Annotated in this window: 11 protein-coding genes; 1 reads left to right on the forward strand and 10 read right to left on the reverse strand. The window is 29.2% G+C overall.

The genetic code is table 11. The features are described from left to right. Nucleotides 1-60: 60 nt before the first annotated feature. Nucleotides 61-2,064: a conjugal transfer protein MobC gene (gene mobC, locus HX049_RS13600; RefSeq protein ID WP_286416482.1), complete on the forward strand. Its 2,004-nt coding sequence runs from the start codon at nucleotides 61-63 to the stop codon at nucleotides 2,062-2,064. Nucleotides 2,065-2,125: 61 nt separating this feature from the next. On the opposite strand, the gene HX049_RS13605 is transcribed toward mobC, so the two are convergent. The 10 genes from HX049_RS13605 to HX049_RS13650 form a co-directional block, all read right to left on the reverse strand. Beyond that, a complete protein-coding gene (locus HX049_RS13605; protein WP_286416484.1) occupies nucleotides 2,126-4,141 on the reverse strand; it encodes a DNA topoisomerase in 2,016 nt (671 codons plus the stop codon). Nucleotide 4,142: 1 nt separating this feature from the next. Then, nucleotides 4,143-5,432 carry a DUF4099 domain-containing protein gene (locus HX049_RS13610; RefSeq protein ID WP_286416485.1) on the reverse strand — a complete coding sequence of 430 codons (1,290 nt, stop codon included), beginning with the start codon at nucleotides 5,430-5,432 and terminating at the stop codon, nucleotides 4,143-4,145. Between the two features lie 102 nt (nucleotides 5,433-5,534). After that, on the reverse strand, nucleotides 5,535-5,828 hold the full coding sequence (locus HX049_RS13615) for a helix-turn-helix domain-containing protein (RefSeq protein WP_286416486.1): 294 nt from the start codon (nucleotides 5,826-5,828) through the stop codon (nucleotides 5,535-5,537). Between the two features lie 906 nt (nucleotides 5,829-6,734). After that, nucleotides 6,735-6,983 (reverse strand): hypothetical protein, encoded by a 249-nt coding sequence (locus HX049_RS13620; protein ID WP_286416488.1) that lies wholly within the window; start codon nucleotides 6,981-6,983, stop codon nucleotides 6,735-6,737. Between the two features lie 85 nt (nucleotides 6,984-7,068). Continuing rightward, on the reverse strand, nucleotides 7,069-8,352 hold the full coding sequence (locus tag HX049_RS13625) for a relaxase/mobilization nuclease domain-containing protein (protein WP_286416490.1): 1,284 nt from the start codon (nucleotides 8,350-8,352) through the stop codon (nucleotides 7,069-7,071). Next, nucleotides 8,342-8,767, reverse strand: coding sequence for a hypothetical protein (locus HX049_RS13630; RefSeq protein ID WP_286416492.1), 426 nt, complete (start codon nucleotides 8,765-8,767; stop codon nucleotides 8,342-8,344). Before HX049_RS13630 ends, HX049_RS13625 begins: the two co-directional genes overlap by 11 nt. Nucleotides 8,768-8,951: 184 nt before the next feature. Further along, on the reverse strand, nucleotides 8,952-9,488 hold the full coding sequence (locus HX049_RS13635) for a hypothetical protein (RefSeq protein WP_286416493.1): 537 nt from the start codon (nucleotides 9,486-9,488) through the stop codon (nucleotides 8,952-8,954). 64 nt (nucleotides 9,489-9,552) lie between these two features. Then, nucleotides 9,553-10,245: a CPBP family intramembrane glutamic endopeptidase gene (locus HX049_RS13640; protein WP_286416495.1), complete on the reverse strand. Its 693-nt coding sequence runs from the start codon at nucleotides 10,243-10,245 to the stop codon at nucleotides 9,553-9,555. A 436-nt stretch (nucleotides 10,246-10,681) separates the two neighbouring features. After that, a complete protein-coding gene (locus tag HX049_RS13645) occupies nucleotides 10,682-11,209 on the reverse strand; it encodes a hypothetical protein (RefSeq protein WP_286416498.1) in 528 nt (175 codons plus the stop codon). A 22-nt stretch (nucleotides 11,210-11,231) separates the two neighbouring features. Then, the gene (locus HX049_RS13650) at nucleotides 11,232-11,453 is read right to left on the reverse strand and encodes a helix-turn-helix domain-containing protein (protein WP_286416500.1); all 222 of its coding nucleotides are present in this window, start codon (nucleotides 11,451-11,453) and stop codon (nucleotides 11,232-11,234) included. Nucleotides 11,454-12,222: the final 769 nt, after the last annotated feature.

Genomic DNA, 12,222 nt, shown 5'->3' on the forward strand with positions numbered 1-12,222 from the left:
AGATAAAAAAGAAGCAATAACCTATATTTTTAATATTCTAATTTTTAAAGATATAAAATTATGCAAAGCGAAGATGATTTAAGAGCCCTTTCAAAGATTTTATCTTTTTTAAGAGCCGTTAGTATTATTATACTACTTCTGCACATATACTGGTTCTGTTACTCCTTATTTATACGCCTTGGGCTAACCCACCCTGTGATTGATAAAATCCTTTTAGGATTTAACTCAAAAGCAAGTTTATTTGCACATCCAATCTATACTAAGATATTTTCTATTTTACTTCTAGCTTTAAGTCTTTTGGGAAACACAGGGGTAAAAAATCAAAAAATCACTTTAAAGAAAGTAGCTATTTTATTTTTAATGGGAGCTGGGCTTTTCTTTTTAAACTTTTTTCTTTTAAAAATAAACTTACTTATTGTAAATATCCTATACATCACAACTTTATCAATCGGATATATACTACTTCTTGTATCGGGAGCATATTTAAGTAGACTTATAAATCAAGAGCTTTTAGAAGATGTTTTTAATTTAGAGAATGAAAGTTTTTATCAAGAGACTCGACTTTTGCAAAACCCGTATTCGGTTAATCTTCCAACTAAATTTTACTACCGAAAAAAATGGCATAATGGATGGATTAATGTAGTTAATCCCTTTAGAGCTACAATTGTTCTAGGGACTCCAGGTTCGGGTAAGACCTATGCGGTTATAAACAGTTTTATCAAGCAGCAAATAGAAAAAGGCTTTGCCATGTATATCTATGATTTTAAATACGATGATCTTTCAACTATTGCCTATAACCATCTTCTTTTACATGCTCATAAATACAAAATAACGCCTAAGTTTTATGTTATAAACTTTGATAATCCAAGAAAAAGCCACAGGTGTAACCCAATAAACCCTAAGTTTATAACAGATATCTCCGACGCCTATGAATCAGCTTACACCATTATGCTTAATCTTAACCGATCTTGGATACAAAAACAAGGTGATTTTTTTGTAGAATCGCCGATTATCCTTCTAGCGGCTATTATATGGTTTTTAAAGATTTACAAAAATGGTAAACACTGCACCTTTCCTCATGCTATTGAGCTACTTAACAAACCCTACAAAGATGTTTTTACTATTTTAACCTCGTACGACTCCTTAGAAAACTATCTCTCTCCTTTTATGGACGCCTGGCAAGGAGGAGCTCAAGATCAGCTTCAAGGACAGATCGCATCGGCAAAAATTCCGCTATCTCGTATGATATCTCCATCCCTGTACTGGGTTATGAGTGGAGATGATTTCTCCCTTGATATTAACAATCCCAGTGAGCCCAAGATTCTCTGTGTGGGAAATAATCCAGATCGCCAGAGCATTTACTCAGCAGCTCTTGGGCTTTACAACTCCCGTATTGTAAAGCTGATAAACAAAAAAGACCAGCTAAAAAGTAGCGTTATAATAGATGAGCTTCCAACTATTTACTTCAGAGGCCTTGATAATTTAATTGCAACGGCTAGAAGTAATAAAGTAGCGGTGTGCTTAGGTTTTCAGGATTTCTCTCAACTAGTAAGAGACTATGGAGATAAAGAGAGCAAGGTCATTCAAAACACGGTGGGTAACATCTTCTCTGGTCAAGTAGTTGGAGATACAGCCAAGAGCTTATCTGAGCGTTTTGGAAAAATACTTCAAAAACGCCAAAGTATATCTATTACTAGGCAAGATAGATCCACCTCTTTTTCCACTCAGCTCGATATGCTTATCCCCGCTTCTAAAATATCGTCTTTAAGTCAAGGAATGTTTGTTGGGGCTGTATCTGATGATTTTACTCAAAAAATAAAGCAGAAGTTTTTCCACGCACAAATACTAATAGATTCTGATAGGATAAAAAATCAAGAAATGAATTATAAAAAAATACCAACTCTTACCTCTTTTACAGACTACAAAGGCAATGATCACCTAGATAGGGCTATTACAGATAATTACAATCAAATAAAAAAAGACGTTGAGCTGTTGGTTAAAAATGAAATTAAACGCATTGAAAACGATCCAGATTTAGTACACCTACTTAATAACAACAAATAAATTAAACAAAGATAGAGATAGGTGTTTTAAAACAAACTATCTCTATCTTCTAGTTTAAATATTATTTTACTATATCAAACATCAGTCTTGCATTTTTATCTAAAAACAAATACGCTTTAAAACAAATGTTATCTCTCGCTTTAAAAACAAATACTCTACTTGTTTTTTTTAGTTCCAATAATTCTTCAAGTTCTTTCTTAGATAGGTGTACTCCAAAGACTAATCTAGGTATAGTCCAATTACAAGTTTTATTTAAACAAACAAGCCTTTGATAGCTAAGCTCAAATTTACTACCTAAACACTTAGGACAAGATCCTTTTAAAGGCTCTTTTGACTCTTTTAAATAAGAGATGCTTTGGCTTAACTCCTTAAGCTTTTCACAACTGATTTTATAAAACATCTGCTTGTTTATCTCTGCTTGATTTGCCTTGAAAAATAAAACCTCAAAATCAAATAAATAAGTAAAGCTAGAAACAGGTAAATCTTTTGTTTTAAAATAATAATCAAGGGCCTTGTTTGTGCAAACAAGCTTTTTACTGTCTATATACAAATACTCTTGTTTTATTAACTGATCAAGGGTTAAACTAAGACCGAGAAAAAGATCTGTAAAATAACAAAAATTCATTTTCGCAATTGCGTTTTCGTGTAAGGTTTTAATAAAGTCTTTTTTTAGTTTTTTAAACAAACCCTCTATATTAAACAAAGCATTCTGCTTTTTTGTGTGTGTTGTAATATTTACAGATTCTATTTTAAAGACTTTCATACCATTAAGCTGCTCTAGAGTATCAACTTGGTTTACCAAATTATCCTTTAAGAACTCTCCCTTGTAAATCTCTAAGGGTAAATCAAGACCTGCATCATCTACAAAGAGATTTAAACTAACTTTTTTTACATCTTCTTTAGGGGTAAAACAATCTATTGTTCTTTTTACTATCAACTGATAGATTACTTTTTCACACGTATTTAAACAAGTTGGAATCTTTAAAGTAGGTATAATGCCGTGAGTTTTTAAATCACTATCTACTATCACATCCTTATAATTAAGTCTAGCTAATTTTAAAGTTAACAGCTCTTTTTTAAACAAGGGATAATCTCTTAAGGCGTTTAATAATCTTGGTATACTTGATTTATACCAACTAGGCAGATAATTATTTAAAGTAAGGGGATAACTAATAAATCTTTGTCTGTAAAGACTAAGCAAGGCCTGTTTTGTTTTGCTAAAAGAAAACCCATATAACTTGTTAACGCATACTATAAGACTTATAAAATCATATAAAAGTAATTGCTTTTGCCTTAGAGTTTGTATGTTTTTTTCGCTTATCTCTACCCTTGAATCTTTATTAAGCAAACCAAGTAAGCTTTGGGCTTGTTTTAGTTTTTTATACTTTTTTTCAAAAAAGCAACAAAATAGTTTCTCCTTAAAACTAAGCTCGACACTTACCCTATAGAAAGTTTTAGTTTGACTAGCCTCACTCTTTAGATGTTTTTTAGATAACAAAGCGATAAGAGCAGTTTTAATAAGACCTAGTTTAATTTTTGTTCCTGTTTGATTGTAATAATACCTACTTAACCTATTTTGAACAATCTTAAAGATAAGGTCCCTGTTATAATAAGTTTTAAAACAAGAAGTAGTATTGTCTAAACATAAGTGATTTTTTAAAAAGGATTGCTCTAAACTATAAAGCCATAGGGTTTTACAAGGCAAGGTGATATTAAAGAATTCTTTGAAATACTCAAACTTTCTTCTTTGGGTCTGACTTGGCTCTGTGGCAATAACAATAGATTTAGATTTAAGGATGAGCCTCTTTATTAACTGCACTTTTTTACTTTGAACAACACAAGGCGTTTTTTTATTGGTCCTTTTTACAAGTTTTAATTTATAGTCTAAAAAATCTTTCCCTAGAAAAGAGTCATTATCTTGTTTAAAGTTTAAAGGCTTTAAATCTACCATGCAATCATCTATCCATACAACCAAATGAGTCTGTGAGCTATAATAATCAAAATGCCTATTGTTTGCATTAAAAAACGTGGCTAGAATTCTAGCCACGCTTGCTGATTGTGTTATAATAAGTTCCATATTAAATTTTTAAACCTTTTTTTCTGTTTTGAGTCTCTTTATTATTCTGTGTTTGACTCTCAATGATCTTAGGTTTACTAGGATCTGTGAAAGAAAAATTAATTCTATTGTTTATTTTATCATAGTTTATAAAACCCTTATAAGGCTTGCCTCTTTTATCAATAAGTCCATCAATGGCCACAGTCTTACCTTCTAAGAGCTCTTTATACTGATTATCATCTAGGGTCTTTCCTCTAAAGACCTTTAAGTCTTCAGGATTTGAGATCTTCTTATTTTTATTTGTCTTATCAAACAAAAACTCAATATGCTCTTTAGAGGCATTGTACTGAATATGAGCATCAAAAGGATTTCCTTTACTTGAACTCATATCCTTAACCAGAACTGCTTTTCCTTGTCTAAGCTCATTTAATTGATTATCCGAAAGATCAACCCCTTTTATATGCGTTGGAATTTGCATTTTCTCAACACTAGTAACCATTATATTATTGGTTAATCTATCCACGCTTACAACCGATGGGATATAAGAGTTAGTCTCAGGATCTAAAAGCTCCACTACCCTTCCCATATTACCTGTCTTTAAAAGATTATATTTATCTTGCCTGGTAAACTCATGTCCTTGAAAAGGTACATTTAAATTTGGGTACTTTTTTACTCCCTCAAGAGTCATTACAACCTCTCCGTTAGGGGCATGTTTAAGCCCAAGACGCGCATCTAATGAAAACTCAGCAGATCCCAAATTAAGATTAACCTGAACTAAATCTTTTGTTTTATATCCCTTTAATAAAGGTTCTAAAAGATCCATCTCTTCGAGTTTCTCTTTTGAAAGCCCTATCTGACTTAGTGATTCCCAGTTTATATGTTCAATATTGTATTTATATGGATTATATTCTTTACAAGAGGTTATATCCTTATTGGTACTATTTTCAATACTTTGAATCATTTGCTTCGGATCTACTTGATGGGATAGATACAGCTGATGATTTAAAGTGTTTTTCAAGTCTAACTCACCTTGCATCTGCTTAGACAAACTAATGGCTAAATTCTCTGGAACCCTAAAAAAACTAAACCTAGTGGGGTCTTTTAATTGAGAAAAGAAATTGGTGAAAAAATTAGAAAAGAAATCTCCGTTTTTATCTAATCTTAAAAATGAGTTTAAATTATTCTTATTAATTGGTGCACTTTTAAGATTACCGTTTTCACTTAAGCCCTGTACGGCTTTAATTTTGTTATCCTTTGAATCACTAACAAGTAAGATATCATGTTTTGATTCACTGCTTTTTTTTACTTCCATAATTAATAGGTTAATTGATTAATACCCAAAAGTATCTCCTAGACCATTTTGTACTTATTTTTGGCACAAAAAGGTATGTGTTTGACCTTTAGAGTCGTTTTACTATTCTCTTACCGGAACAGCAAAGCTGTCTCGTATGAACTGCTGCACATCAGAGAGCTTATAATATATCTTACCTTTTAATCTGTAATAAGGAAGCTTTTTATCAGATCTATACCTTTGAAGCGAGCGAGAACTTATCTTTAAAATCTGTAAAACATCTTGATTATCTAAAAGTTCTTCTCCATCGATATTTAAAGTTTGGAGTTGAACCTTGGCAATATGCTCACTTAAAGCATCAAGTTTTGTAGAGAGTCGTTCCATCCAGGAGATGAAATCTAAACGGGTAACATTCATGATTTAAATTTTTAATGGTTAATAGTCTTGTTAGCTAACCATACAAAATTCAAAAGCTTAAAAAAGGTGTAAAGCCAATTGGCATGAAAAAAAACAGAAATTCTTATAAAACTGATAAGAATTTTAAAACTAACTAGCCACAAGACTAGATATAATAAGACTTTAAAGGATAAAAGTAAAAAGACAGATAACGACTTTTTATATACGAATTTTTTCTTAACTATAAAGCCAATTGGCATCTGATTTACAGATAATTAAAAATCGTACTATTTATCTCTATACTTTTTAAAAATAAACTAGCATATAACCTGTAAAGCTATAAAAAGAGTAAAAAAAAATTAAAGAGTACTAATCTTCAAGTAATTCTAAGTTAAATAAAAATACAATTCAACTAAAAAAAACTAACAAACACTATTTAAAGATAAATTACAACAATAAAGCACATAATTTATAAAAAATAACAACTTAAAGTTATTAATTTAAATTAAAAACATACTTTTGTATAGTAAAATTATATAATACCAATGTATTATAACCTTGATACATAAAACACATAATTATAACACATTAATGAAGTTTGTATATTTAAAGACATGTTAATTAATACAATACGAAAAAGGAAATAAAGAAAAAACTACGCTTTATAAGTTACCTACTTATAACTGTATCACTGTTTATATTTATTAATCTAGTGTATCGCTATAATACTATAAATGAACCCTTTGATGAGTTAAACAAAGAAATATTTATCAGTTTACTTAATCTAATTATTGGATTAATCTTTTTTTTCAATCAAGAAACACACAAAACGAGAAATAACAACGATAAGAAACACTTGTTTTTATAATTGGGTAAAAACACAGTTATTCTTTTTTTGTTTAAAACAAAGCCTAAACACAAACCATACTATTTGAGTCTTTTTGCTATTTCTTTAAAAGAGTCACCCTGTTTTTTTTCTAGTAAATCCGTTAGGCTCTCTGAGGATCTTCTAATTTTATTTAGCTTTTTGTAGTTTATTTTAGTTGTGCTTTTACCAATAATATCAGTAGCTAATACAGTGTAATCTTCTTTAGACTTACTGCCTAAAAGAAAAGAAACAAAACTTTTAATTGAAAAGTAAACAAAAAAATAAAGACCTAAGAACATACTTATCATACCTTTTAATTTTAAATAATCACACCTATTTTTAAATACTTCCCTTACATATATCTATTATGCCCATATAAAGTATTTCACTCTTTTAAAGAGTATGTCTTTTCTTTTTGCGTTTTTTCTTTTTAAGATTCATAAACTGTTTCTGATCTAAATCATCCACTGGACCAGTAAATAGAAAATTAAAAAAACTAACAAACTCTGCTTTATTATAAGAGTTGTAATAATTATCCACAAACTCAAAACAAGGATGAACCTTTAAGCTATCAAACTCTTTATTTAACTCAATAAATCTATGTTTTACAAGTCTCTCAATAGGATCTTGTTTCTTTTTAGAGTTGTTTAAAAAGGTATTAAAAAAAGGATCGTTATCTAATTTATTAGACAGCTGTCTATCAATATGAGAAAAAGAAAAAACTCGTCTATATTTATGACTAACAAAATAGAACTTGCTTTTATCTTTATTATCAGCAACTAGATTAATTCCTTGATTAGTGAGTAGTTTTTTAAAGTGCTTGTAATCTTTACTTTGAGAAAGATATGATCTTATTTGATCACTAACCTTGTTATCAATATTTAAGTCCTTAGCTTTAATAGACTTTTTAAAGTGTTTTTCTAAAAAGCCTATATCTACTTTTAAAGAAAGTTTACTTGAGCTTACTAGATTACTAATTTCTTTATTTTGATGATCAAGAGCAAAATACATTATAGAATTAAACTCTTTATTGTTTCCTAATCTAGCCATGACTTTAAAGAGCTGTAAAATAGCGTTATAACTATCAAAATCTTCAAAACTATAATACTTAGGTAAACTACTAACAACACTATCTATTTGCCGGGTTAGATTTGACTCTCTATAATCCACAACCTTAAGGTCTAGGTCTACCTCTACTTTATATTTTTTAGTATAATCTGTTAGATTAAATTCTTTGATAAGCTCTTTACAGGCATTTTGAGCAATTACAAAATCAAAATCACGATTAATCTGATATCCTTGATTATTTATAGACACAGAAACAATATGAAGATGTACTCTTTTAAGATCAAAATGTTTATAGATAATATAGGGTTGGTGTTTATAACCTATTTTTTCCATATAAGCCTTGGCTATCTTTAAAAGAGTAAGATCATCTAGTTTATCTACAGGATTAGGATTAATTGATATGTGTCTAACAGGAGTAACAGTTCTGAGATTATTAAGTAAATAAGGCTCAAAGTAACTATAAAAATACTTACTTGCATTTTCTAGGCTATATAATGGAAGTGCTATTTTATTTACCCCTAATATACAAGCAGACTTATTATCTACCTTAGTTTGATTATATACTAAAGGCTTTAAAATATCAATTCCCTTTCCAATTCTAACTACCATAATCCCTAGTTGTTTGTAAGACTTTATTCTCAAAGGATATGGTGAGTTTTATAATCTCTTGACACACTTTTGATAGTTCAATAGTAATCTCAGAGATATCTTTTAATATCTCTTGAGAATCTACAGCTAAGTCTGTTCTATTTACTAGAACATTATAACTTATCCCTAAGGCTTTAAAATAGTTTATAAGATTGGTAAGGCTAGCATGGTACTCAAAAGAAGCTTGATCTATTACAACTACCTTAATAGATTCACTAAAAATACGAGAAACAATAAATCTAGTCTTATTATTAATATTGTATTTCAATAGTAATCTATCAAACTCTTGTTGTTGTTGATCAGTTAAAGCAAAGCCGTGTTTATGCCAAACGGTCTTTTTCTTCTCTATTATTTTATTATTAGTGTTTTTTTCCATGATCATAAATATTAAATATGGGCAAACTAGTAATAAAAAATAACGGTTAAAGCACTATGGTATTTATGGGCTGTGTTTGGCCTATATTAGCTATAATAGAGGCTAATAAAGTTAATTCTCACTTTATTTTACTTAATAATGAGTACCTCTTACCTTAAGGTTATTATCATATCAATTAAAAACCTTATTTGGAATTCTCTGACATTTTAATTCTTTCTTGTTCTTCTAAGCATTTTAAACTTTGTAACTCCCCTATTTTATACTTAGCACGAAATACTGTTCTTAACGAATCTATATAGCTATCTAAATCATCACTATAATAAAAATCAAACGTCTTCCTAAATGTCATATGTGCTATTACATTGGGATTATCCATAGTTGTATATGGATTATATGTTTTCTCTACCCATTTACTTATTAAACTTTCATAGTTTTTATTTTCATAGGATTGATGATTATCAGAGTAGAAATCAACCACTAAACAATATTCATGATAAAGTTCTGAAGCCGAAATATCTACTAAAAAATCTTCTGCAATTACTCCTTTTTCTTTTCGAATTCTATCTAAAGATTTTCTATACAAATCAATAAAAGCATACTCTTTATGAATCAAAAGTATCTTTTCTATATTTTGCTCTTCTTTACTATCTTTCTTTGATTTAAGAAATGTGCAATTAACGCTTAGTATTAATAGTAATACATACACAATTATTTTATTCATAATTAGTGAAATTTAGTATAAAGTGTATTTCCCAAAACTCCCTTCTTAGTTTTAATATAGAATACTATTTTTCTCTTTTAAATAAAAAGAAAAGTAGTAATAAAGCTCCTAAGCTGACTACTAAACTAATTATTTTTATATTCTCCATATTACCTATTGTAAAAAAAACAAGCGAGTAAAATGATGAAATATTAAAAACCATATGCCATAGAATACATAAACTTATATTTTGAGTCTTATTATATATCCAAAACAAAAAGATACTTGAGATAAACGGTATGATTAAAGGTACTTCACCAAAAAAATGTGTTGCACTAAACACAAGAGAAATGATAATAATGGAACCTATTTTGTTATTGTTCGCTGTCAAAAATCTAAACCAGTACTTTCTATACAAAAGTTCTTCAACAATAGGGCTTAATATAAATAAGCCCAATAATCTAAATACAGAATAATCATAGCGCTGCTGCATAACAAAACTAAACTCATCTCCTCTTGCATAAATAGCATTTCCTAAAAATGCTAAAGAAACAGCTGATATTAGAATTAAACCACAATTCAATACTGAACACCTTGTTTTTAAAGAGATTTTATTATCCTTATATTTATATATAAATAAAGCAAGAGTACCAATTGTAAAAACATCTATAGCCTTAAAAGCAAAACCTGCTCCATAAATAGCTACAATAAAAAACAAAATAGTGTAGATTATCAATAACCCTATACGACTATAACTAGTCTCAAATTTTATGTTCATCTTTAACGGTATTTATAATGACACTGCCATCAATAGCGTTCTAAAACGTTTAAATAAGTGGCAAAAAAGAGAGTGTATTTGGCATCCCTAACTATCTTTTGAGTTGCACTCCAACACACACCCGCATGTTAGTTAAATATAATGCTGTTTACACAAATAAGGGGCAATATAAACTATATTATTCTTAATTAGACCTTATTGTCCAAACTACTATTTTATAGCTTATTTATTCTAATAGATACTTACTCTATGGTCTTTACTTTTGGAGCCAAATCTTTGATTAAATAATTTTTATCAAAATATTTAAAAATCAATTATTTACAACAAATTCCCACCCTTGTTCCAATTGATAAGCTTTTACTTTAGTAATAGCTAATAAAGTCCTTTAGCTTATTATATTTTTTGGGGATAACATACAACTAGTTAATCGATTCTGCTATAAAATAAAACCTTTAGGTAAAGTTGATATGTCTAAATTTTTGGGATCTGCTCCATTAATTAAAGCCAATATAACCTCCTCTTTTTTAAACTCTTCAAACTTATCATAACTAAGGTCAAACATAATTTGAAGGTTTACTTGAGTTATAGCCTCCTTGTTATCTATAAACTTATCAGAATACATTCTAATGAATTGTTGTTTTAAGATCTCTTGTATTTCAAACTCTTTATACCTTATGAAATCCCCTTGTTTAATTGAAAATATTTTCTTTAAAGCAATAAAATCATTCAACTCTTCTACTGTTATACAATCATCCTTTAAGGTATCATAAGCATACAGTAACAAATAATCTAGAGCTGAATTTCTTATACGTTCTAAAACACCATCATGTTCCGCTAAATATTTTTTTAGCTTATCAATTGTAGCATCTTTTGATACAACAATAGAGATAATTTCATTTACAGAATTATTCTCTGATTTTTGACTCTGAATGAACTCTTTAAAGTTCTTTGATAGTACATACATAATTGAATCTATTCAATTTTACTTAAACTTTCGCTTTCTTACAAAACTCTTCTAAAGATAAATTCTCTACTTTACATATTTTAATCAAAGTAGTCAAACTAATATTATAATTATCCTCAGTTCTCATTAGGCGCACGGTTTTCTCATCCAAATCATATTTCCTTCCAAATGCACTATTATTTTTCTCCTTATTCAACCAAGTTTCCTTAATATAGTCAACTATTTGTTTATTGATATCTTTCATTGAATCATATTTTTATTCGGATTTATTTCCGAATTGATTTTTTTATTTATATATTTGTTTTTTAATATATAAGCGATTTCATTAATTAACTAGTCTAGTTAATTAAGATGTCTCTCTTTTTTGGAAAAATCCGCAATTTTTTTGTCCAAGAGAGTACAGTAAAGTCGCCCACTTATCTGGATTATTCTATATTTGTAATAAATCCAGTGGGCGGTCTTTGCGTTTGTACTTCTATGGACAAACCGAGACAAAGCAATTTGTCAAGGGGGTAGCGGATTACCACCAAAGTAGAAGGAGCAAGGACCGTTTTCATTGGTAAACCATACTTCTACATAAATAGACAGACATCGTTCATATATTCTATGTGAGCGATTTTTTGTTTTAACCACTCACTGTTGTGATTCTTAAAAAGAAAAAAAACAGTACAAGGTTCAAAACTCTAAATTGTTCTCATACAAATAGTGCAATAAGAAAAGGGATTTACTCTTTTGTTTATAGCACTACATCTTAACTCAAAACACAAGTGTTTTAAGTTAGATTGGTTTTTCTTTTTTGATTTTGCACTCTAAAAGTAAATCCTTTCTTAGTGTTTTCCAAACACTATACCACTTAAGACCTGTTTATTTTCAGTAAAAGATGACAAAATGCGATAGTCTAGTAGTTTTCTACTAGGCTATCCAAGAGAATTAAGGTATTAGAAACAAGTGTTCTATACCTCAACATACCGCATAAACCTTTAATGTTTAGCCGTCTCCCAATTAGGCTATAA

It is taken from the genome of Myroides odoratimimus (assembly GCF_030326305.1).
Classification (GTDB): Bacteria; Bacteroidota; Bacteroidia; order Flavobacteriales; family Flavobacteriaceae; genus Flavobacterium; species Flavobacterium odoratimimum_A.

Coding starts and splice junctions, on each gene's coding strand:
- HX049_RS13630 (WP_286416492.1), bottom strand. CDS start 8,767: ATGGAAAAAAACACTAATAATAAAATAATAGAGAAGAAAAAGACCGTT.
- HX049_RS13620 (WP_286416488.1), bottom strand. CDS start 6,983: ATGATAAGTATGTTCTTAGGTCTTTATTTTTTTGTTTACTTTTCAATT.
- HX049_RS13625 (WP_286416490.1), bottom strand. CDS start 8,352: ATGGTAGTTAGAATTGGAAAGGGAATTGATATTTTAAAGCCTTTAGTA.
- HX049_RS13650 (WP_286416500.1), bottom strand. CDS start 11,453: ATGAAAGATATCAATAAACAAATAGTTGACTATATTAAGGAAACTTGG.
- HX049_RS13635 (WP_286416493.1), bottom strand. CDS start 9,488: ATGAATAAAATAATTGTGTATGTATTACTATTAATACTAAGCGTTAAT.
- HX049_RS13610 (WP_286416485.1), bottom strand. CDS start 5,432: ATGGAAGTAAAAAAAAGCAGTGAATCAAAACATGATATCTTACTTGTT.
- HX049_RS13645 (WP_286416498.1), bottom strand. CDS start 11,209: ATGTATGTACTATCAAAGAACTTTAAAGAGTTCATTCAGAGTCAAAAA.
- HX049_RS13615 (WP_286416486.1), bottom strand. CDS start 5,828: ATGAATGTTACCCGTTTAGATTTCATCTCCTGGATGGAACGACTCTCT.
- mobC (WP_286416482.1), top strand. CDS start 61: ATGCAAAGCGAAGATGATTTAAGAGCCCTTTCAAAGATTTTATCTTTT.
- HX049_RS13605 (WP_286416484.1), bottom strand. CDS start 4,141: ATGGAACTTATTATAACACAATCAGCAAGCGTGGCTAGAATTCTAGCC.
- HX049_RS13640 (WP_286416495.1), bottom strand. CDS start 10,245: ATGAACATAAAATTTGAGACTAGTTATAGTCGTATAGGGTTATTGATA.